The organism is Capnocytophaga sp. ARDL2, from assembly GCF_041530365.1.
In the GTDB taxonomy this organism is placed as follows: domain Bacteria; phylum Bacteroidota; class Bacteroidia; order Flavobacteriales; family Flavobacteriaceae; genus Flavobacterium.
Window position 1 is genome coordinate 223,102 of the sequence record NZ_CP168034.1, and the last position, 22,318, is coordinate 245,419.

At 35.6% G+C, this 22,318-nt stretch carries 20 protein-coding genes and 1 pseudogene; all 21 read right to left on the minus strand.

Translation table 11 applies throughout. The features are described from left to right. Positions 1-15: 15 nt before the first annotated feature. Positions 16-1,404 (minus strand): hypothetical protein, encoded by a 1,389-nt coding sequence (locus AB4865_RS01225; protein WP_372473921.1) that lies wholly within the window; start codon positions 1,402-1,404, stop codon positions 16-18. A gap of 113 nt (positions 1,405-1,517) precedes the next feature. Then, complete coding sequence (locus AB4865_RS01230) at positions 1,518-1,745, minus strand: hypothetical protein (protein WP_372473922.1); 228 nt, start codon at positions 1,743-1,745, stop codon at positions 1,518-1,520. 121 nt (positions 1,746-1,866) lie between these two features. Next, positions 1,867-4,023 carry a S46 family peptidase gene (locus AB4865_RS01235; RefSeq protein ID WP_372473923.1) on the minus strand — a complete coding sequence of 719 codons (2,157 nt, stop codon included), beginning with the start codon at positions 4,021-4,023 and terminating at the stop codon, positions 1,867-1,869. A 155-nt stretch (positions 4,024-4,178) separates the two neighbouring features. Beyond that, positions 4,179-4,610 carry a hypothetical protein gene (locus tag AB4865_RS01240; protein ID WP_372473924.1) on the minus strand — a complete coding sequence of 144 codons (432 nt, stop codon included), beginning with the start codon at positions 4,608-4,610 and terminating at the stop codon, positions 4,179-4,181. A gap of 457 nt (positions 4,611-5,067) precedes the next feature. Next, a complete protein-coding gene (pruA, locus tag AB4865_RS01245; protein WP_372473925.1) occupies positions 5,068-6,693 on the minus strand; it encodes an L-glutamate gamma-semialdehyde dehydrogenase in 1,626 nt (541 codons plus the stop codon). Between the two features lie 63 nt (positions 6,694-6,756). Next, the gene (locus AB4865_RS01250) at positions 6,757-7,239 is read right to left on the minus strand and encodes a hypothetical protein (RefSeq protein ID WP_372473926.1); all 483 of its coding nucleotides are present in this window, start codon (positions 7,237-7,239) and stop codon (positions 6,757-6,759) included. A gap of 12 nt (positions 7,240-7,251) precedes the next feature. Continuing rightward, a pseudogene (locus AB4865_RS01255) lies at positions 7,252-7,446 on the minus strand (hypothetical protein); the annotation flags it as partial. A 107-nt stretch (positions 7,447-7,553) separates the two neighbouring features. Continuing rightward, positions 7,554-8,342, minus strand: coding sequence for a C10 family peptidase (locus AB4865_RS01260; protein WP_372474869.1), 789 nt, complete (start codon positions 8,340-8,342; stop codon positions 7,554-7,556). Positions 8,343-8,353: 11 nt separating this feature from the next. Beyond that, a complete protein-coding gene (locus AB4865_RS01265; protein WP_372473928.1) occupies positions 8,354-8,482 on the minus strand; it encodes a hypothetical protein in 129 nt (42 codons plus the stop codon). A gap of 123 nt (positions 8,483-8,605) precedes the next feature. Further along, positions 8,606-9,229, minus strand: a complete 624-nt coding sequence (locus AB4865_RS01270) for a MarC family protein (protein ID WP_372473930.1) — start codon at positions 9,227-9,229, stop codon at positions 8,606-8,608. Positions 9,230-9,295: 66 nt separating this feature from the next. Further along, on the minus strand, positions 9,296-9,826 hold the full coding sequence (locus tag AB4865_RS01275; protein WP_372473932.1) for an RNA methyltransferase: 531 nt from the start codon (positions 9,824-9,826) through the stop codon (positions 9,296-9,298). A gap of 133 nt (positions 9,827-9,959) precedes the next feature. Beyond that, positions 9,960-11,666 carry a single-stranded-DNA-specific exonuclease RecJ gene (gene recJ, locus AB4865_RS01280; protein ID WP_372473933.1) on the minus strand — a complete coding sequence of 569 codons (1,707 nt, stop codon included), beginning with the start codon at positions 11,664-11,666 and terminating at the stop codon, positions 9,960-9,962. A gap of 386 nt (positions 11,667-12,052) precedes the next feature. Next, positions 12,053-12,247: a 50S ribosomal protein L32 gene (gene rpmF, locus AB4865_RS01285; RefSeq protein ID WP_372473934.1), complete on the minus strand. Its 195-nt coding sequence runs from the start codon at positions 12,245-12,247 to the stop codon at positions 12,053-12,055. A gap of 9 nt (positions 12,248-12,256) precedes the next feature. Then, positions 12,257-12,820: a DUF177 domain-containing protein gene (locus tag AB4865_RS01290; RefSeq protein ID WP_372473935.1), complete on the minus strand. Its 564-nt coding sequence runs from the start codon at positions 12,818-12,820 to the stop codon at positions 12,257-12,259. A gap of 111 nt (positions 12,821-12,931) precedes the next feature. Then, positions 12,932-14,863, minus strand: a complete 1,932-nt coding sequence (locus AB4865_RS01295; RefSeq protein WP_372473936.1) for a prolipoprotein diacylglyceryl transferase family protein — start codon at positions 14,861-14,863, stop codon at positions 12,932-12,934. Then, on the minus strand, positions 14,851-15,615 hold the full coding sequence (locus AB4865_RS01300) for a hypothetical protein (RefSeq protein ID WP_372473937.1): 765 nt from the start codon (positions 15,613-15,615) through the stop codon (positions 14,851-14,853). The genes AB4865_RS01295 and AB4865_RS01300 overlap by 13 nt, the downstream gene beginning before the upstream one ends. 104 nt (positions 15,616-15,719) lie before the next feature. Beyond that, complete coding sequence (locus AB4865_RS01305) at positions 15,720-16,688, minus strand: T9SS type A sorting domain-containing protein (RefSeq protein ID WP_372473938.1); 969 nt, start codon at positions 16,686-16,688, stop codon at positions 15,720-15,722. Between the two features lie 118 nt (positions 16,689-16,806). Beyond that, positions 16,807-17,745, minus strand: a complete 939-nt coding sequence (locus AB4865_RS01310; RefSeq protein WP_372473939.1) for a T9SS type A sorting domain-containing protein — start codon at positions 17,743-17,745, stop codon at positions 16,807-16,809. 76 nt (positions 17,746-17,821) lie between these two features. Continuing rightward, the gene (locus AB4865_RS01315) at positions 17,822-20,203 is read right to left on the minus strand and encodes a penicillin-binding protein 1A (protein WP_372473940.1); all 2,382 of its coding nucleotides are present in this window, start codon (positions 20,201-20,203) and stop codon (positions 17,822-17,824) included. A 2-nt stretch (positions 20,204-20,205) separates the two neighbouring features. Continuing rightward, entirely contained in the window at positions 20,206-20,694 is a 489-nt protein-coding gene (locus AB4865_RS01320) for a gliding motility lipoprotein GldH (protein ID WP_372473941.1), read from the minus strand. Further along, a complete protein-coding gene (locus tag AB4865_RS01325; RefSeq protein ID WP_372473942.1) occupies positions 20,675-22,099 on the minus strand; it encodes a stage 0 sporulation family protein in 1,425 nt (474 codons plus the stop codon). Before AB4865_RS01325 ends, AB4865_RS01320 begins: the two co-directional genes overlap by 20 nt. Between the last annotated feature and the right edge of the window lie 219 nt (positions 22,100-22,318).

Consider the following 22,318-nt stretch of genomic DNA (forward strand, 5'->3'; position numbering starts at 1 on the left):
CTTTCTCCTCCGCTTCTAATCTTGCTTTTTCTTCTGCTTCACGTTTCGCTTGAGCTTCCGCCTCTTTACGGGCTTTTTCTTCTGCTTCACGACGAGCTTTTTCCTCCGCTTCACGTTTTGCTTTAGCTTCCGCCTCTTTACGGGCTTTTTCTTCTGCTTCACGACGAGCTTTTTCCTCTGCTTCACGTTTTGCTTTAGCTTCCGCCTCTTTACGGGCTTTTTCTTCTGCTTCACGACGGCTTTTTCCTCCGCTTCTAATCTTGCCTTCTCTTCTGCTTCACGTTTTGCTTTAGCTTCCGCCTCTTTGCGGGCTTTTTCTTCTGCTTCACGTTTTGCACGTTCCTCTGCTTCACGTTTCGCTTTAGCTTCCGCCTCTTTACGGGCTTTCTCCTCCGCTTCTAATCTTGCCTTCTCTTCTGCTTCACGTTTTGCTTTAGCTTCCGCCTCTTTGCGGGCTTTTTCTTCTGCTTCACGTTTTGCACGTTCCTCTGCTTCACGTTTCGCTTTAGCTTCCGCCTCTTTACGGGCTTTCTCCTCCGCTTCTAATCTTGCCTTCTCTTCTGCTTCACGTTTCGCTTGAGCTTCCGCCTCTTTACGGGCTTTTTCCTCCGCTTCTAATCTTGCCTTCTCTTCTGCTTCACGTTTTGCACGTTCCTCGGCTTCTTTTTTCGCTTTAGCTTCCGCCTCTTTGCGGGCTTTTTCTTCTGCTTCTAATCTTGCCTTTTCTTCTGCTTCACGTTTCGCTTTAGCTTCCGCCTCTTTACGGGCTTTTTCCTCCGCTTCTAATCTTGCCTTCTCTTCTGCTTCACGTTTTGCTTTAGCTTCCGCCTCTTTACGGGCTTTTTCTTCTGCTTCTAATCTTGCCTTTTCTTCTGCTTCACGTTTCGCTTTAGCTTCCGCCTCTTTACGGGCTTTCTCCTCCGCTTCTAATCTTGCCTTTTCTTCTGCTTCACGTTTCGCTTGAGCTTCCGCCTCTTTACGGGCTTTTTCCTCTGCTTCTAATCTTGCCTTTTCTTCTGCTTCACGTTTCGCACGTTCTTCAGCTTCTTTTTCAATTTGTCTTTGAGCAGCAATTCTCTCTACTTTTTGTAAAATAGCCTCATCCAACTTGTCCGCATTAGGATTTGAATATTTATTATATAAAGGAATCAACCGAACTACGATTGCACCATTTGCCCCACGTTCTCCAAATACACTAATTGCATCTTGCTCTTCAAGTTCAATTAGTGATTCTATTTGATTAGGTTTTAACTTTACATATTCCGAATATTTTACAATATATCCGTTGATTACGATAAGTGGAGTATCTACTACTTTATTATATTCGATAGTATTATCATTTGCATATCCATTTGGTACAAATACACCCAACATCAAGAAATGAAAAAAACTTCTGATTTTCATCTTAAAAAATTTAATACAAACTCACATCAAAAAAAATGCCTAAACTATATTTTTATCATAAAAAAAAGCTACCCTATTGGGGTAGCCTCTTTTTTACTTACATTTTGGTTAAATTAATTACCTTTAGAAGCCTCGTTCTCATCAACTACTACTTCTTCAGTTGTAGTTTCAACAGTAGTTTCTTCTGTAGTTGTAGTTTCAACTACTTGCCCTGCTGGAGTTTCAGTAGTTTCAACAGTTTGCTCAACTGTAGTTTCTTCTGTAGTTTCTTTTTTAGTTTCTCCACAAGCTACCAATGAAGCTGAAGCAACTAATACTAATGATAATACTAATTTTTTCATTGTTTTTAAATATAAGTTAATTATTAATTGGGAACAAAGGTATAACTTTTTTCATACATCAAAAGATTTTTTTTATTTTTTTTTTCAAAAATCATCTTTTGTAATACTTTCTTTTTTAGTGTTATTTCTTTCCTTTCCCTTTCGGATATACGATTTTCATTTCGTCTATCAAGTGTTTTGCACCGGCATATTTATCGATTACAAACAATATATAACGAGCGTCCACCATGATATTTCTACAAATCGCAGGGTCGTAATAAATATCACTCATTGTACCTTCCCATACACGATCAAAGTTCAATCCGATTAAGTTTCCGTGGGCATCAAATACTGGTGAACCCGAATTTCCTCCTGTGGTATGGTTGGTTCCGATGAAGTTTACTGGTAATTTTCCATTGACATCTGCATACTCTCCAAAATCTTTGTTATTGTACAATTCAATCAACTTTTCTGGTACATCAAATTCATAATCTCCTGGTACATATTTTTCCATCACTCCTTCCAAATAAGTTACATAGTTGTACGAAACCGCATCCGAAGGATTGTATCCATTCACCTTACCATAAGTTACACGCAAAGTAGAATTGGCATCTGGGAAAATTCTCGCTTCTGGGAATAATTCCAACTGTGCTTTCATATACTCTCTTTGCAATGCACCTATTTTCAATTGCAATTCGTCATAATTTGGAGCGATTTTCTCAAAATAATTTTTCGCCAATAGTTTTGCAATCATATATCCTGTGTCTTTGTTTAACTTTGAAATGGCATCTCCTCCTGTTCCTGAAAGCATTTTTTCAACTCCTTCGAATGAAGTCAATGCTGTTTTTGCGTAAATTTCATAAGTCAAATCGGCATAGTTTACATTATGGATATTCGACGGTGTCAATTCTTTCGGAGCTTTTGTACCGTACAAAGTAATCAATTGCTCGAAAACATCCTTGTCTACATTTTTGTTGTAATCTTTGTACAAACCTTTCAATTGGTTGAGCAACTGCGTTCTTCTTTCCACAAAACTCTGCTCTCCACCTTTTGCATAAGCATTTTCCAATTGATACAATCTAAAACCAATGCTCAACAATTCGTTGTTTCTCAACACAATTTCTTGGAAATAATCTCTCGCCAAAGCAAAAGGAGCGATTTGCTCGTACAACACTTTAAACTCTGCCAACAAATGTCCATATTCTTTTTCTTTTTTATTGGCAATTACTCGGTCTGTAAAATCCTTTTCAAAAGCTCTTTTCACTTCCAAAGCATTAGATTTTTGCAAACCTTGACTTTCGCCAATCCATTTTTTCCAATAATTTGCCGTAGAAGCGTATTTCGATGCATATTGAATTTTTATCGCGTGATCAGCTCTCATATACGCATCAGTAGCTTTCAAGGCTTTGTCACGAATTTCGATTTTAGCAGGATTCAAATCGTTCAAAATCTGCTCAATTGCATACGAAGGCAAATATTCCTGTGTACGACCTGGATATCCAAACACCATTGTAAAATCGTCTTGCTCTACCCCACTCAACGAAATTGGGAAGTAGTGTTTTGGTGCATAAGGCACATTGTCTGCCGAATATTTCGCTGGGCGATTGTTTTTATCGGCATAAATACGAAACAACATAAAATCCCCCGTATGTCTTGGCCACACCCAGTTGTCTGTATCCGAACCAAATTTTCCGATAGACGACGGCGGCGTTCCCACCAAACGCACATCCTCAAAAGTTTCCGTTACAAACAACATGTACTGATTACCTTCAAAAAAAGTACGAATCATTACACTTTGCCACTCTTCTCTTGCAAAAGATTTTTGCAAATCGTTGATATTCGATTGGATTTTTGCCTTTTTAGTAGCCTCTTCAGTAAGAGATTCGGTGTCTTTCAACACATCGGTTGTAACATCGTGGATACTCACAATAAAAGTAACATACAAATCCTCGTTTGGCAATTCTTCTTCTAAAGATTTCGCCCAAAAACCGTGCGTTAAATAGTCGTTTTCTACCGTAGAGTGCGACTGAATTTGTCCGTATCCACAGTGATGGTTAGTCAACAAAAGACCTTTAGGAGAAATCACCTCCGAAGTACAACCACCGTTGAACTGAGGCACAGCGTCTTTCATACTCGATTTATTCACATCGTAAATATCCGAAACTGACATTTTCATTCCTAAGCTTTTCATTTCGCTTTCGTTCATACCTTTCAAAAGCGACGGTACCCACATACCTCCCTGCTGAGCAAATATAGGCATTGCAGCAAAAAGGAGTAATGATTTGATAATTTTTTTCATAATGAAACTAAGTTGTATTAAATCAATATCTTTTCAAGATTTCGCCAAAAATAACAATAAATGCAAAAATAAGGAATTTAAGCAGAAAATAAGCTAAAAATACAGATATAGCATTTAGATTTTTTGAAAAAAAATTCGAAAAAAAAACAAACAAATTATCTTCTATCTATCTGATTCCCCTCCAAATCAAATAGCACACACGGATATTGCAACCCTTTTTTGTCTCCAAAATTGGTGTAATGAAAATCTAAGACATTTTCGCCTTGCATAAGATAAAGCAATACAGTATTACCTGCAAGAAGATACCAAACGGTATTTTCTCCTGCTTCTTTGTTGTTTAGTTCTATAAAAATTGCTTGTTGGGCAAAATCTTTTTCAAATCTATAATTACAGCCGCAATACAAACACTTGGAAACATCTATGGCTTCATCATTTGCAAATGAAGGTTTGGGGATTGTGTTTTCGTATTTTTTAATGCTTTCCAAAAAATTATCATGTCTTTTCCATTGTTCAGGATTTTTATTAAAACCATCTATTTGATAATCATTTGTCGGCTTGTTGTTGAAATAATAAATATCTAATTTCACCGATTGATTTCGGTTTAAATAATTCAGAAGTCATCTTGACTTTTTTCTCACGCAGATTTCACAGATAAGCACAGATTTTGTTTTTTTGATAAATCAAAAAAATATCAGCGAAAATCAAATTAACAGAAAAAATTATAAAAATCTGTCTTCATCTGCGTAAAATAAAACCAAAATTTAAAAAGTCGAGATAACTTCATTAGATAAAATGAGTTTCTTCGAATAAAACTTTAACAATTTTGAAAAAATATAAAACTTTGCAATCACCCCACGTGAGCGGTGGGAGCGGCATCCTTTTGTGGAGGCGAATGCCGACACAAAAGATACAGCGGACGACGCGACCCAAGCCAATAACTGACGAGGTACGAGGAAGGTATTTTGCGAAGGGGCACGCCTATATCTTTGATTTAAAAAGCAAAAAAAGGCTCTCCGATATGGAAAGCCTTTTTTGTATGGTAGATTATCCCAAGAAAGGGTATCTGTAGTCTGTGTCTGGCACAAAGTTTTCTTTAATGGTACGAGGTGAAACCCAACGCAACAGGTTGATCATCGAACCTGCTTTGTCGTTTGTTCCTGAACCTCTTGCTCCTCCAAATGGTTGCTGACCTACTACAGCTCCTGTTGGTTTGTCGTTGATGTAGAAGTTTCCTGCTGCATTTTCCAACGATTTTGTAGCTGTTTCGATGGCGTAACGGCATCCTGAGAAAATCGCTCCTGTCAAAGCGTATTCCGATGTAGAATCTACCAATTGCAAACTCTCTTCCCATTTTGCGTCTTCATATACATACACGGTAAGTACCGGTCCAAACAACTCACGCTCCATAGTATCGTATTTTGGATTGGTTGTTTTGATTATCGTTGGCTCGATAAACCATCCTTTTGATTTGTCGTAGCCACCTCCTACGATGATTTCTGCTTCGCTTGACGCTTTGGCATCGTCAATTGCTTTTGCCAATTTGTCGAATGATGATTCTGAAATTACCGATGAAACGAAGTTAGACAAATCTTCTGGTGATCCCATTTTGAACGATTTTACATCTTCTACTACGAAGTTTTTCACTTCTTCCCATAACGAAGCTGGGATATAAGCACGAGATGCTGCCGAACATTTTTGTCCTTGGTACTCAAATGCTCCTCTTGACAAAGCGGTTGCTACTTCTTTTGCATTGGCAGATGGGTGAGCCCATACAAAGTCTTTTCCTCCTGTTTCTCCTACGATGCGAGGGTAAGTTTTGTATTTGTTGATGTTTTGTCCGATTGTTTTCCAGAAATCGTTGAATACGCCTGTAGAACCTGTAAAGTGAATTCCTGCAAAGTCTGCTGAATCTAAAATTGTATCTGTTACCATTGCCGAATCTCCATATACCACATTGATTACTCCGTCTGGCAATCCTGCTTTTTTGAAGATTTCTACGATTACATTTGCCGAATAGATTTGCGTAGCTGCTGGTTTCCAAACTACTACATTCCCCATCATGGCTACACACGAAGGTAAATTACCTGAGATAGCTGTAAAGTTGAACGGAGTAATGGCATATACAAATCCTTCCAAAGGTCTTTGTTCTACGCGGTTCCAAATTCCTTTTGCTGAAATAGGTTGTTGTTTGTAGATTTCGGTCATGTACTGCACATTGAAACGCAAAAAGTCAATCAATTCACACGCTGAGTCTATTTCTGCTTGGTGTACCGTTTTTGCTTGAGCAATCATCGTAGCTGCGTTGATTTTTGCACGGTAAGGACCTGCTATCAATTCAGCGGCTTTCAAGAAGATAGACGCTCTGTGTTCCCACGACATTTGCGACCATTTTTTACGAGCTTCCAAAGCCGAAGCAATTGCTTTTTCTACCAATGCTTTGTCGGCAGTGTGGTACACACCCAAGTGGTGTTGGTGGTCAAATGGGGGGAATAAGTTTTTGGTATTACCTGTTCTGATTTCTTCGCCTCCGATATACAAAGGAATATCTACAGTAGTAGTATATAGTTCTTTAAACGCTTTCAAAACCTCTTCACGCTCTGGAGTACCTGGAGCATAAGATTTTACTGGCTCGTTTACAGCCACTGGTACATTGAAAAATCCTGTTGCCATATTTTATTTTCTATATTTGATTAAAAAAATATCCTCACAAAGATAAGGATATTTTTTGGAATTTTACTTTTTGAATTCTATAATTCGCAAACCAGTTGTTGGATACAAATCTTCAAATATAACTGGCTCACCATTCAACCACAATTGATTATAATAAGTAGCACTTTCAAATTTTATAAAATGCGCTTTCAACTCATACTGAATCCCATCACCAAAATCGATATAAGTATAAGCTGGATTACTTTTTTGAAAAGAAGGCATATTCAAAAACAATCTTATTAAATACCTATCAACTATATGCCCTTTAGGTTCTATTATATAAAAACTATTTGATTGACTCTGTAGTTTCTTATTACCTTTTCCATCTAAATAATAAACTTTTATATTACTTACATCAAGTGCATTTGCATTTTGAGGATTTAACAAATCTTCTCCTAAATCATTAATTACACTTATTTCTACATCCGCATCAATGAATACACTATTTGATTCGTCTGTTTTACAGCTAAAAATAAATAACATTATAAAAACTATACAACTTCTCATCACCTTTAAACATTATTTTCTAACATTATAAATCATACTATTTTTATATGTAAAATCATCTCTATTAACTCTAAAAGTAGAAAACCATCCATTATATTTACCATTCCACCCCCAATTCATTCTATAAAGACAACTCCTTTTAGTCATTTCAACATAACCATGTAAATTTACAACTCTTTCAATTGTAACTTCATTTTCTCTATATCCATCGCAAACCTATGCATATCCATTTCTATAAACAGGAAAAATTAACCATACATATTGTTTTTCTCCTCTAGTTAAAATTACTGGATGATTACTAATTATTTCATTTTTCAATATAGTTGGGAAAAACCTCCTAAAGTAGCAGGTCTATAATTAAATTTATTTTTTAACGCATTAGATATTTTAGAATAATAAGTGGAAGAAGCTCCACATCCCCAATCCATATCAACTGAAACAACTGCTTCAAATAATAAAAATGATGCTTCATTTGTACCATAAGCATTTAGCATTTCCTTCCAATTATAATGAACTGGATGTTGATAATATTTGATAAGTTGCCCCATTGCAACTGCTACACAACCTGCAAGAGTCCTACCATTTGAAGTGCTAGCACATTCATAATAAGGAGCATAATTATTATAATCTATTTTTTGTCCCCATTTTGTTTCAGTCAAAAGTCCCTTACTAAAAATCTCTTCGACTGAAACTACTATCACATTATTGTTATATGTTGTATTAGAAGTATTATTATTAATTGGGTTTAAATAATTTTCAATTTTAGAAATTTCCCATTGTAAACTAAAATCATATGTACTCACTTCTTTATTTCTTAGTTCATCAATATATTCATCTGTAGATTTCATCCAATCAACTAATCCTTCAGGATAGAAGTCTTCTTTTACACTAAAATATTCATTCTTTGAAAACGCTAAAACAGGTAAAGTTCTTTTATCTGCAGAAAATAATATAAAACCACCATTAATATAATTTACAATATAAAAAGATGGTTTATTTAAAACACTACCTATTGGTATTATTTCTTTAACTTCTCTTGAACCATTATCTGTAAAAAAACTATCCTTTTTCCTTTTAAAAATTTCAGTTGCAATATACTTTATTTCATCTTCATTTACAAAAAACTATCTCTTTCTTTATGTTTAACAGATTTTTTTTCGTCAGATTTTAATTCCATAACAGCATCATTGTTACAAGAAACAAAGGTAAAAGCAGCACTTAAAATTAATAATATTTTTCTCATCTTTTATGATTTATAAATTATTATGTAAATTTAACATATTTTCAAAATATTAACAAAAAAATATCACCATAAAAAAAGTTGCCTTGATAAAGACAACTTTTTAGATAAACATTTTTTTTGATTTTACCCTATTTGAAAAATCTTCAACAACGCATTTACAATATATTGAATACCGATTGCCAATACTAAAAATCCGATGATTCTCGAAATAGCTACTATCCCCGACACTCCTAACAACTTTGACAAGTAATTTGAACTTTTCAAGGTTAAATACACAGTAACGCATACACTCAACACGGCTAATACAATAAATACCTTGTCCATTATCAATGGATAGTCTTGGTACATGGCGATCAACAACGACATTGATCCTGGACCAGCCATCATTGGGATTGCTAAAGGTGTCAATGCTATGTCGCTGCGGTGTTGTGCATCATTAGCTACTTTTTTGTTTACTCCTCGTTTTTTGCTAAATGTTCCTGAAAGCAATCCAAATCCTGAGGAACAAATTACGATACCTCCGGCTATTCTCAATACATCAATGTCTATTCCAAAAAAGTTGAGTATGTACTGCCCTATTAAAAAGGAAACCGTCAATATTATAAACACATTGATAGCTACCCACATAGCCGTGCGTTCTTTCCATTCTTTACTATCCTCTTGTGTTAATGCTAAAAAAATAGGTACTGATCCCAATGGATTGATCAACGAAAACAAAGCAGTAAAAGCAATTAAAAACACATCCATTTTTTTAATTTTAAAATTATTTATGCAATAATAAACATTTCTCGCAAAAAGTAGATTAACTCAATGTTATTTTATCATTTTTTGATAAAAATCCCAAATCAAAATACCTCCACTTACAGAAACATTTAAGGAATGTTTACTACCCAATTGAGGGATTTCAATGACTACATCACTGGTATTTACAACAGATTGCGAAACTCCTTTTACTTCGTTTCCAAATACCAAGGCATATTTCTTACCTTTTTCTACTTCAAAATCGTTGAGCATCACCGAACCTTCTACTTGTTCTACCGAAACGACTGTAATTTTTTCCTCTTTGAGTTTTGTAATCAATTCGTCGATTTCTTTTACATATTCCCAATCAACGGTTTCAGTAGCACCCAATGCCGTTTTGTGAATTTCCTTATTTGGAGGAGTTGCCGTGATGCCGCATAAATAGATTTTTTCAATCAAAAAAGCATCAGCAGTACGGAAAAAAGCTCCAATGTTGTGCATACTTCGTATATTGTCCAATACGATGATCATCGGAGTTTTTTCGGCTTCTTTAAATTCTTGAACCGATTTTCTGTTTAGTTCGTCTAATATGAGTTTTTTCATTTTTGTTATTTTATGCAAATTTACTTTAGTTTTTTTTCTTTAGTAGAATAAAAAGAGTTTGATTTATCTAAAAAATATTAGGTAAATAGAAAGTACAATAAAAACGCAGTCGGAAAAAACTGCGTTTTATATTTTACGAACTAACCCTCACATCCTTTATTTCCAATTGTTTTCTGGTTTCGCCATTCCAGTGATTTTCGGAAATGGAATATACAATATCGATAGGGATGCCTTTTTCGATAGATTCGTACCATTGGTGTCCGCCAAAGAAAATTGCTTCGACCAATCCGTTGTTGGTTTCAGTTTTTTCAAACAATTGAACATAAAATTTCAAATGGGTTTTATCACTTCCTAATAATTTTGGAAACACTGCTTTTATGTTTTTTGTCAAAAAGACTGGAGTCATATTTTCTGGGCCACAAGGCTCCATACGATTGAGCAAATTCAACAATCGTTGGTTGTTTAATTCCGAAAAATTTACTTCGACATCAATGAGAATTTGAGGTTCTTTGCATTCTTCAGGTAGCGTTTTGCTCACGAAATTTTCAAACGCATCTTTGAATTTCTGATAATTTTCAGGAGCCAAAGTCATACCTGCGGCGTATTTATGTCCACCAAACTGAATCAAATGTTCCTTACAAGCATCTAAGGCTTTGTAAATATCGTATCCCTTTATCGAACGAGCCGAAGCAGCCAATACCTCGCCACTTTTTGTAAAAACAATGGTAGGTCGGTAATAGGTTTCAATCAATCGAGAAGCTACAATTCCAATCACGCCTTTGTGCCAGTTTTCGTTATAAACCACGGTAGTCGCTCGGTTGTATTCGTTCAATTCGTCGATTTGTTCCAAGGCTTCTTGGGTAATATTTTTATCTAAATCTCTTCGCTGACTGTTGAAATTTTCAATCAAATAATGCTTTTCAACTACCTCATTTTCGTTTTGAGATGTGAGCAATTGCACAGCGGATATTCCTTGTTCGATACGACCTGCCGCATTGATTTTTGGAGCAATTTTAAAGACCACATCCGCAATGGTAAATTTCCCCTCAGTTTTGATAAAATGCTTCAAACCCAAACGAGGAAAGTTATTCAGTACTTCCAATCCTTTCATTGCCAAAATGCGATTTTCGCCTGTAATAGGCACAATATCAGCTGCAATTGAAGTTGCTAATAAATCCAAACTTTGCCATAAATCCTCAACTTTGCCACTTCTTTTTTCATGCAAGGCTTGTATCAATTTAAACCCAACACCACAGCCCGACAATTCTTTGTAGGGGTAATTACAATCTTTTTGCTTAGGATCGAGTACAGCAATCGCATCTGGGATTTCATCTCCAGGCAAGTGGTGGTCGCAAATGATAAAATCAACACCTTTTTCTTTGGCATACTGTACTTTATCAACTGAGCGAATTCCACAATCGAGGGCGATAATCAAAGAAAAATCATTGTCTGCTGCAAAGTCAATACCCTGTGTAGAAATACCATAACCCTCTTTGTATCGGTCGGGAATATAGGTTGCTACATTGGGATAAATCGTTGAAAGATAAGTATAAACCAAAGAAACAGCTGTGGTTCCGTCCACATCATAATCGCCATATACGAGGATATTTTCGTTTTGTTGCATGGCATATTCGATACGTTTCACGGCATTTCGCATATCCTTCATCAAATATGGGTCGTGCAAATCTTGGAGCGTAGGTTTAAAAAACAAATGACAATCTTCTAAAGTTTGCACTCCTCGCTGAGCCAAAAGCGTAGCGATTAGCTTGGGCAGGTTGCAGGTTTGTTGCAAATAAGCAACGGTTGTATCAGCGGGTTTGTTTTTTAAAATCCATTTCATAGTTTTTTCTTTTTCAACCACATAGGAAATACCATTTGTACTTTAATATACGACAATATAATTCCTCTGTTTGTCATGCTGTAAAGTATCTCAACACAGATTAATTTCTTTTTTTACCACTCAGAATCAGAGTTTTTTTTTCTATAAATTAGAGACTGATGCGTTAAACAAATTACCCACACTGCTTGTTCTGTAAAACATCTCAAATTCACTTGTCAAACAAAATAGAGGCTCTTACAGAGTGACAAATTTTGTGTGTAATCTTCCTAATGACTGTTTTTTTTCTTAATGATTTTCACAAAATTAAAAAAATCTGTGTATATCTGAGAAATATTCGAGAAAACGATTAGACACAAAAAAACCACCTTTTTATAAGGTGGTTGATATTATGCTACAGTTTCAGTTTTGTCAACTAAAACTTGACCTCTGTAGTACAATTTTCCTTCGTGCCAGTAAGCTCTGTGCATTATGTGAGCTTCACCAGTTACCGCACATTTAGTGATTGCAGGAGCAACAGCTTTGTAGTGCGTTCTTCTCTTATCTCTTCTTGTTTTCGAGGTTTTTCTCTTAGGATGTGCCATTTTTCGTTATTATTTATCTGTTAATAATTTTTTTAATTCTTCCCACCTTGGGTCGATTTCTGTATTGTTTTCGTTTATTTCTTCTGTGTCGTCGTCAAAATCATCAAATTCGTCTTCTTCTCCGGATAAAAAATCAAATTCATCTTCGTCGAAATCGTCTTCTTCTTGATAGTCTGGATGAACGCGTTTTTGTGGAACCGACAATACAATACTTTCGTAAATATATTGTGCAATATTGAATTGATATTCACCGTGCGGCAAAATGAGCAATTCTTCGTTTTCGTTGTTGAATTCTTCTCCAAATTTCACGATAAAATCGAGAAAACCTTCAATTGGCAAATCAAAATATTCGCCCGAAACATCACAAGGTACATACACCGTTCCACTGTGAGTAAGATGTACTTCCATCAAAGTTTCCTTTTTTACAAGGACTACTTTTACCTCTACCGAAATACCCTCATACTCTTGATAATCAAATAGCTCGAAAAAATCATTTTCAATGAGGTATTCGTATTCGTGGGTTCCAATCTTCAGTCCAGAAAACTGAACGTTAAACTCTTTTTCTTTTCTCATACCTACTAATTCTATTTGAGTGGGCAAAATTATACATTTGTTTTTTTATTTCAAAATATTTTTGTGGATAATTTTTCTGTTTTTGTGAAAAACTTTTTTCAACTTACTGATTTATTGCGTCAATCTCGAAAATCTTCGGTTACTTTCCGGAAAATCAATACCATAGGCAAACAATACCATACATCCATAAAGAATGGAATATAGGACTAAATTTCCGTCAAAACGCCCTGAGGGAAAAGACGGTGATTCTACACAGGTCAAAAAGATTCCCAACAAAATGGAAGCCATTGCCAAGCATTGATAGACACGCATTCCCATAAAATAGGGTGTTTGTGGTTCGCCTCGCAAAGATTCTTCTACAAATCGGAAACTTCCGTTCAAAATCAAATACATTCCTGCGACAAACGACATAGGCATAGCCAAACTTACCAATCGAAAGAGAAAGAAAAATGTGAGAAAATTGGTGGCTATGGAATAAAACTGCGTTGGATATAGATTTTTTCCTGTCCAACCTGCCAGTTTGTGAACCCTCGATTTGGGATGGTGAAAACAGATTCCTTTCACTTGGTCGGTGGGTTTTCCGTGACAACACCCTTGAACCAAACAACGAAATCGTCCAAAAAACTGTATGGAACTCGCCGCCAATGCAGAAACACCTATCAACGTCCACAAATCAAGTTCGGTAAATATGGAGACACCAACAATCGTCAAACCAACTCCAATGACACTGCCGTAATAACCATACGGTCGTAACAAAGCCGGTGATCCCTCAACAAATTGAGCCCATAATCCTGCTCCGACAAATCCCGAAATTCCGATGAGATACACCACAAATAAATAATCGGGTAAAAAATATCCAATAATCAAAAATCCAGATACGCCACCCATCGCTGCATAAAATCCGTGGTTGATGATGCGAATTTTCCCTATTCGCCATTCTTTCCAAGAATTGGAAATGTTTTCGCAGAATTTCAACAGATTAGTATATAGTTTATTTCGATTATCTACTAAAATGAATGTAATTATTCCAAAAACCACATCCAAAATCGTATGATTGTAAGTGGTTAAACAACTGATTACAATCAACCATGCAATAATAGTTCCTAAAATTTTCAGCTTAGGAAATCGCAAACCGAAATATTTTGCAAAAATCAATGCCCAAAACACATGAAACGAGGGCAAGGCAGCTGTTTGACCGTCTACTTCTCTTCCTACAATTATCCAATAAGTAAAAATTGATTGATTTTCAATAGTTTCATAAGGCACAACAAACGGAAAAACCAAATAGGTATAAAATCCGATGCACATTCCCACTATGGCATCAAACACAAAAGTTCGTATTTGCTGTTTAGTTTGGAGAAAAAAGGGCAATAGAATCACCAAAGGATAAAGCAACACATAAAATAGAACGCTAAAATCAAGAAAGGGAATCCAATCGTCAAAAAATAGTTTGGTAGATATAGCATCTATTGGGGTTTTGAAATAAATAAAACTCTCATAGAGCAACAACCAAGGCAAAAACACCCATACAAAAATTAATACTTTGTCTTTTAAGGATGCTTTTTCGATTGTATTTCCTGGAAAATCGAAAAAGGTTTGATGCTTTTGGCTGTCGAAATTCTTTGCAATCAATTCGTTTTCAAAACCTTGCACATACGACAAAATCAACAAAATCAACACAGGCGTTATCAACCAAAATCCCGATGCCGACTGAAAATATAGACTCAATCCCGCTGAAAGCAACACGGCTCCCACATAAATTGGGTGATGAAAAAAGTAATACCACCCTTTTCTTACATAAAATTTTGGTGGAAAAGCGTTCATCGGCAAGCCTTTGCCCTGAAACCATAAATTGCTCATACCTCCGAGTATCATCAATAATCCCAATGCAGACAAAATTATGTCTATCCAAGGAAGATTAGGCACAGGCAAATAGACCATTGTTTCGGTTTGATTTGCCCAAAAAACGAGTAAAGCAGGTAAAATAATACAAAAAATAGCTCCGAATACGATTTTTTGAAAAGCGATTTTTATTTTTCCCATAACACAGTTTCATAAAGAGAGAATCCAGATTCTGATTGATTATCAATAGTAAAAACCGATTTACTTTTGAATTTCATCTCTCTGGATTGTAAAAATTTTTTACTAAAAAACAATTTTAAAAACGGATATTTATCAGCAATCGAAAGCAATTTTTCATTTTTAATAGAAATAGGATTTTCAAATGTCAGTTGAGCATTTTTATCATAAAAAACGATGCCTTTATCCGAAATTTCAACATTTTCCACCAAATTTCCGTTCCAATATACTTTTTTCAACGGATGAGTTCCTTGCCATTCTATCCAAACAATCGTATGATTTTCCGACAAAAAGCGTCCCCATTTCAAAGTGGAAATCGGCAATTTCCAAGGCGAAAAATTCATCATAAGGAGTTCACTGTATCCCAATCCTTCAAATGATTTTTCGTTGATTGAAACTTGAAATCGAGCTTTTGGTACACGACAATCCCAATGTAATTTCCCAATCGCATAGTCCAATAAAACTTCCGAAAAACCCTCGTCAATTTGTTGCCATTTTCCAAAAATTTTCAATTTTTCATTTTGGAAAGAGCTGTTGCCTTGTCCAATCTCAGACCTCAACAAAACACTTTTTTCGACAAACTCACCATTTTCCGAAAGCATATAAGACGAATAGGGAATCGAAAATCCAAAAATTTTCAATCGGGCTTCATATAAAATAAAACTATTCCCCTGATTGTGAATTCCGTCAAAGTAATATTTTTTAATAGAAATCATTTTTTATACGATAAGTAGAACAAAAATAAAAAAAACAAGCCAATTATCTAAAACTGACTTGTTTTCCTTTTTAAAAACTTTTAAAATTCTAGTATTATAAACACTTATTTTTTAATGATATTTTTCGAACTACCACCGATTCTCAAAATGTAATTTCCTTTTTCCAATGATGAAACATCTATTTGAGTAGATTGCTTGTTGTCAATTGCTCCAGACGTTACCAATCTTCCTACAATGTCATAAATCGCATAATCTTTTTGAATTGGCTCATTGAAGGTGATTGTCAACACATTTTCTACTGGGTTTGGATATATGTTAAACGTCACTTTTTCGTAGTCTTTTACAGATAATGGATTCGGTGTAAAACGATAAACAGTGTTGGCTACAACAGGTGTAGTCAGACCATTTGGATCATCTACAGCTTCATTAATCTCAGCATAAGTAGGTGCTGATGCTGTTCCGAAAAGATGTCCTGCAGCACCCTCTTCCATTTCATCATTAAACACCCCAAAAATCGGCACCCAAAAATGTGTTTCTGAATTAAATAAATTGGTTGGTTGTACCAACACGTTTCCATAGCGATATTCTATCGATCCATCTGATTCGTAATACCATACTTGACTGTTGATGTATTGATTACTTGGTTGAGGAGTGTCTGTTTGCATAGAAAAAACACCAATATTGCTAAACTGTACTTTCCAAATACGATTTCCTTGTGTTCCGTCTACTCTATAAGCAATCGGTGATTGTGTTTGTGTTGATCCCCCTCCTCTATCATAACCCGTAATAAAATTTGGAACTATTATTCCTTCAGACGTATTGTTTTCAAACGTCAACATTCCTTCGGTAAAATAAAAAGTATTGAAACTTTGCCCAAATAGATTGATGGTAAATGGAGTTGCAATTGGCCCTATTTCATCTACTGTATTCCAATTTTGACCATTGTTTATAGAAATTGCTCCTGTCAATTCTTGATATGGTTCTGTTGTTTGAGAAAATGTATAAGCATTTTGTTGTGCTATGGCACTAAATGAAGCTATCATTCCGAAAGCTAAAGAAACTATTTTTTTCATAATTTACTTTTATTAATTCTTTACAAAGTTACATTATTACAGCAAAAAACAAGCCAATTATCTAAAACTGACTTGTTTTCCTTTTTAAAAACTTTTAAAATTCTAGTATTATAAACACTTATTTTTTAATGATATTTTTCGAACTACCGCCAATTCTCAAAATGTAATTTCCTTTTTCCAATGATGAAACATCTATTTGAGCAATTTGTTCATTGTTAATTATTCCAAACGTTACCAATTTTCCTACTATATCATAGATTGCATACTCTTTTTGAATTGGCTCATTGAAGGTGATTGTCAACACATTTTCTACTGGGTTTGGATATATGTTAAACGTCACTTTTTCGTAGTCTTTTACTGAAAGTGAAATTGGTTCAAATCGAAATACGGTGTTTGCTGGAATCACATTCGAAACTCCTGTTGTATTAAAATTAAAACCTACCCCTTCGCTGTAATTAAAGCCTGAGGTTGTATTTCCATAAATTGAAGATTTACGAGTACCCGCAGACAAAAGTGGTATCCATGAGCTCATCAACTCTTGTATCTCACCATCAACTATGTTGGTATTTCCATAACGATATTCAATACTTTCATCAGCCTCATAAAACCAAATCTGATAGTTGATAAACTTCGTCAAACTATTGTCTGCTTCAATACCTGCATTTTTTAATTCCAATTTCAATATTCTAGCTCCTTCATTTCCATCAATCTTGTAAGAAATCGAAGATAACGAATAGCTTGTATCAGCACTCAAGTCTCTATAAAAACCACCCGAAACTGGATCTGTTAACACAATAGCATCATTAGTGCTACGAAATTCAAAATAATCATCACTAAATCGAAATGAATTACAGCTTTCTCCTAAAACTTTCACAGGGAAAGGCAAAGATACTAACGGAAAATGGTTCGATACCCAATGAGTCCCTTGATTAATCGAGATAGCCTCTGTCAATTCCTGATAAGGTTCTGTTGCCGTTGAAAAATTGTAATAATTTGTCTGTGCATTTGATTGAAGTAAGGTTAATAATGCCCCCATTAAGAATACTTTTTTCTTCATGTTCTAATTTATTTATTTAAGAAATCAAACAATTCGTTTTAAAAGAAATAATTTTATTTTCTTTAAAAATAATTTATTAAAAATCAAATTCCTGAATCGTTGTAGTTGTTGTATTGTTGTTTGGACTACTCGATTGTACTGGTGGTGACAACGAATCTCGTTTTGCATTTGACGAGCCTCCTTCTTCTCCGATGTACGAGCGTCGATATTTACTACAATCGGTTTCTATTTGTGAAAATGACGGTTGCTCAAAATCGTCGGTTGACACATATAGTGATTTGTCTGCATAACATTTTTTCATAAATATACCCCAGATTGGCAATGCCATTGTAGCTCCCTGACCGTACAAAGTAGATTTGAAATGAGCTCCGCGGTCTTCGTTTCCTACCCATACTCCGGCTGCAAGATTTGGCACCATACCGATAAACCAACCGTCAGAGTTGTTTTGCGTTGTTCCTGTTTTTCCTGCAATCGGATTTTTGAATCCATACGGATAGCCCGTTACTCTGTTGTATCCAGCCCCACCGCTTCCTGTGTATCTCAATCGTCCTCCCGAACCATATTCTGTAACCCCTTCAAGCAATTTGATAACGGCATACGCCACATCTTTGTTCATTACTTCTCGAGATTCCATTTTAGATTCATAAAGTACCACTCCGTTTCTATCTGTGATTTTTGAAATGATTCTCGGTTTTACATACACTCCTTGGTTGGCAAAGGTAGAATAGGCCGCCACCATATCGCTTACGGTAATTTCTACTGCCCCCAATGCAATCGCTGGCGATGCTGGTATGTCTGATTTGATTCCGAGGTTTCTACACAAATCGATTACTGATTTTGGCCCTACTTTTTCCATCAATCTTGCAGAAACAGAATTGAGTGACTGTGCCAGAGCGTTTTTCATCGATACCGAACCATAGTATTTCCCTCCTGAGTTTTTCGGAGACCAATCCTGTGCAATTCCATACGTTCCTCTACGCATTGTATAAGGCCCATCATACACATAGTCGCAAGGTGTCATCTGCAATTGTTCGATAGCTGTAGCATACACAAATGGTTTGAATGTAGATCCTACCTGTCTCGCTCCTTGTGCTACGTGGTCGTATTGAAAATGCTTGTAATCAATACCTCCAACCCACGCTTTTACATTTCCAGACATTGGCTCCATAGCCATCATACCCGTCTGTAAAAAGTGTTTGTAATACAAAATCGAGTCTTTTGGTGTCATGATGGTATCGCGATCTCCCTTCCAGGTAAACACAGTCATCTTTGTTTTCACATCAAAAGATTTGATAATTTCATCTTCAGATTTTCCTTGCTCTGCCATTTGTCTCCAACGTTCTGAGCTTCTCATTGCACGCTTGATGATAGCATTGCGTTCTTGAGTATTCAATTGAATAAAAGGAGCGTTTTTATTTCCCTTTTGCTGAATAAAAAACTCTTTTTGCAAGTTGCTCAAGTGCATTACAACTGCCTCTTCGGCATATTGTTGCATACGCGAATCAATGGTTGTGTAGATACGCAATCCATCTCTATAAATATCGTATGTACCACCGTCTTTTTTGGGATTTTCTTTCACCCATTTTCTCATATAATCACGCAAATACTCTCTAAAATATGTACCTGTTCCTTTGGTATGCGTTTCTGGAGTATAGTTGATAACCATAGGTTTACCTTGCAAAGTGATTTTTTCAGCCTCTGAAATATATCCATTTTTTGCCATTTGTCCCAAAACGATATTTCTACGATTGGTCGAACGCTCTGGATGAAATCTTGGATTGTATCTCGATGGTGCTTGTAACATCCCCACCAAAGTAGCCGCCTCTTCTATTGTAAGATTTTTTGGTTCTTTACCAAAATAAATATTCGAAGCCGAACGAATACCATACGCATTACTCACAAAGTCCACTGTATTTAAATAATGGGCAATGATTTCTTGCTTGGTATATTGTCTTTCCAATTTTACGGCAATAATCCATTCCTTGATTTTTTGTACCAGGCGAAACAGTTTATTAGTCGAACCCGAACTACCATGAAAAAGGTTTTTTGCCAACTGCTGAGAAATGGTACTTGCTCCTCCTCTCGAACCCCCTTTGAAAACGGCTCTCATAGTACCTTTTCCATCAATCCCCGAGTGAGAATAAAAACGTTCGTCCTCTGTTGCGACCAAAGCATCTACCAAGTGTTGAGGCAAATCTTCGTATTTTACAGGAACGCGATTTTCGAGGTAAAATTTCCCAATAGTTTTTCCATCGCTAGAAATAATTTCGGTAGCGGTACTCGAACTCGGATTTTCCAATTCGTCAAAAGTAGGCATAGAGCCAAACACTCCAAAGTTTGCCAATAGAAAAATGAAAACAGTAAACCCTATTCCTCCTGCAAAAACATTCCAAAAGAGGCGTTGATAACCTTTGAAAGATTGCTTTGCATTTTTCTTATTTGTCTTCTTTACTTCCATGATTATATCGCTTTCTCAATACGCAATCCTACATCAGATACCCCAGGTAATTTTTCATCTCCTTTTTCTGATTTTGCATTTCGCATTGCGTGTTCTATTTCTATTTTATACAATCCTTTATTTGAAAAATTGTAGTTGGATTTAAACCACAATTGACTTTCTTTCAAATCTGTAAGTCCATTACCCAATAGCTCACCAGAGGGGGTCGCCATAGGGTATTGCAAGGTGTCCACCCATGATTTTCCATTGGGACTATGCATTTTTACAATCAGATAAATGTTGCTATACGGATATTGATAGTCTGCACGTAGATTGATAAACAGATTGTATTTCTGCAAACTATCTTCGGCTGTAAATTCAAAAATTTTTACATCTTTTCTATCCCACTCATTTCCGGTAGAAAGGTAGGTATCCATCACAGCGGTATCTTTGCAAGAAAAAAACATCAATACCATTGCCAGCATCCAAAATTTATTGTGGTTTTGCTTCATGATTTGAAGATGAATTGTTGTTTCGGTTTTTTCCTTTATAATTTGGATTTCTTTTCTTTTTATGCACTGCTCTTCTGTCGTCTTCCCCTGTTTTTTGCACTTCATTTGATTTTTGAGTTGGACGTTCAGTAGACTTTTGCATCGGTCGATCACCTGTCTTATTTACAGGTTTTTCATTTGTCTTGCTCGATGATCTATCAGCAAATTTATTTGAAACTTTTTGATTTGTTCTTGCCGTTTTCCCCTCTTCGTTTCTCGGTTGTGTTTTACCGTTCTTATTTCTATTTCCACCTTTTTTCGCAGGGCGTTTCTTTCTCTTTTCATTGTCAAAACGAGAAAGGTTGTCCTCGTCAAATGTAATTGTTTTTTCATTTGACTGTTGATTTTCTGAAACAAAATCTTCAATATTTTCGATTTTTTCCCCTGTCTGATTGGCTGTAATTATATCTTTTACTTTTTCTACACTGATTTTGTACCAATTAGCAGAATTTTCTGGATAAGCAAACCACATCACTCTTTTGAAAATATCAATTTTCTGACAGTGCATGATACCTTTTTCGGTTTGCAATTTAGTGTCCATATCTGGCAAATCTTTCAATGCGTCGAGATAAGTGTCCAATTCATAATTGAGACAGCATTTCAATTTTCCACATTGTCCTGCTAATTTTTGAGGATTTAAAGACAATTGTTGATATCTCGCTGCCGATGTATTTACACTTCGAAAATCGGTAAGCCATGTAGAACAGCACAATTCTCTACCGCACGAACCAATCCCTCCCAATCGAGTAGCCTCTTGTCTAAAACCAATTTGCTTCATCTCGATACGGATACTAAATTCCTTTGCGTAATCTTTGATCAACTGACGGAAATCTACACGGTCATTGGCAGTATAATAAAAAGTAGCTTTGGAAGCATCTCCTTGAAACTCCACATCCGAAATTTTCATTTCCAAACGGTGAAAAATTGCCAATTCACGAGCTCTCACACGCACTGCTTCTTCCTTGCTTCTTGCCTCTTGCCATACATCGATATCTTTTTGATTGGCTTTGCGATAGATACGTAAAGCTACATTATCGTAGTCCGTTTTTTTCTTTTTCATCTGTACACGTACCAACTCACCTGTGAGGGTGATGATACCAATATCATGACCTGGCAAAGCCTCAGTAGCTACCACATCGCCAATTTGTAATGCCAGTTTTTCTGTATTTTTATAAAAGTCTTTTCTACCGTTTTTAAACCTTACTTCTACTACATCAAACGCCTCAAAACCTGGAGGATAATGCATATTTGACAACCAGTCAAACACATTGAGTTTGTTGCAACTATCCGTTCCACAAGAGCCGTTACTTCCACAGCCTTTTGGAATTGACGATGATGTATCTGTTGAACAATTTGTACAAGCCATATTTATACTGAGAAAATGTTTTTGAAAGAATATAAAAACAAAACAACTAACTGAAAACCAACGTGTTTATTTTATATTTTTACTATTTTTCAATGGTAAAAAATGATTCTTTCATACATTCTATTGTATTAGTTAGTATTATTTCAATTGGTAAAGATAGTAAGAAAGTGTGAAATAATTGATTTTAAAAGTGAATATTTTTTTTCATAGGATAAATAT

Bases quoted from the DNA above. Each gene is read 5' to 3' on its own strand.
- AB4865_RS01305 (WP_372473938.1), bottom strand. From the start codon at position 16,688: ATGAAAAAAATAGTTTCTTTAGCTTTCGGAATGATAGCTTCATTTAGT.
- AB4865_RS01315 (WP_372473940.1), bottom strand. From the start codon at position 20,203: ATGGAAGTAAAGAAGACAAATAAGAAAAATGCAAAGCAATCTTTCAAA.
- AB4865_RS01250 (WP_372473926.1), bottom strand. From the start codon at position 7,239: ATGAGAAGTTGTATAGTTTTTATAATGTTATTTATTTTTAGCTGTAAA.
- AB4865_RS01325 (WP_372473942.1), bottom strand. From the start codon at position 22,099: ATGGCTTGTACAAATTGTTCAACAGATACATCATCGTCAATTCCAAAA.
- rpmF (WP_372473934.1), bottom strand. From the start codon at position 12,247: ATGGCACATCCTAAGAGAAAAACCTCGAAAACAAGAAGAGATAAGAGA.
- AB4865_RS01225 (WP_372473921.1), bottom strand. From the start codon at position 1,404: ATGAAAATCAGAAGTTTTTTTCATTTCTTGATGTTGGGTGTATTTGTA.
- AB4865_RS01275 (WP_372473932.1), bottom strand. From the start codon at position 9,826: ATGAAAAAACTCATATTAGACGAACTAAACAGAAAATCGGTTCAAGAA.
- AB4865_RS01270 (WP_372473930.1), bottom strand. From the start codon at position 9,229: ATGGATGTGTTTTTAATTGCTTTTACTGCTTTGTTTTCGTTGATCAAT.
- AB4865_RS01265 (WP_372473928.1), bottom strand. From the start codon at position 8,482: ATGAGAAAAATATTATTAATTTTAAGTGCTGCTTTTACCTTTGTTTCT.
- AB4865_RS01300 (WP_372473937.1), bottom strand. From the start codon at position 15,615: ATGATTTCTATTAAAAAATATTACTTTGACGGAATTCACAATCAGGGG.
- AB4865_RS01290 (WP_372473935.1), bottom strand. From the start codon at position 12,820: ATGAGAAAAGAAAAAGAGTTTAACGTTCAGTTTTCTGGACTGAAGATT.
- AB4865_RS01235 (WP_372473923.1), bottom strand. From the start codon at position 4,023: ATGAAAAAAATTATCAAATCATTACTCCTTTTTGCTGCAATGCCTATA.
- AB4865_RS01310 (WP_372473939.1), bottom strand. From the start codon at position 17,745: ATGAAGAAAAAAGTATTCTTAATGGGGGCATTATTAACCTTACTTCAA.
- pruA (WP_372473925.1), bottom strand. From the start codon at position 6,693: ATGGCAACAGGATTTTTCAATGTACCAGTGGCTGTAAACGAGCCAGTA.
- AB4865_RS01295 (WP_372473936.1), bottom strand. From the start codon at position 14,863: ATGGGAAAAATAAAAATCGCTTTTCAAAAAATCGTATTCGGAGCTATT.
- AB4865_RS01230 (WP_372473922.1), bottom strand. From the start codon at position 1,745: ATGAAAAAATTAGTATTATCATTAGTATTAGTTGCTTCAGCTTCATTG.
- recJ (WP_372473933.1), bottom strand. From the start codon at position 11,666: ATGAAATGGATTTTAAAAAACAAACCCGCTGATACAACCGTTGCTTAT.
- AB4865_RS01320 (WP_372473941.1), bottom strand. From the start codon at position 20,694: ATGAAGCAAAACCACAATAAATTTTGGATGCTGGCAATGGTATTGATG.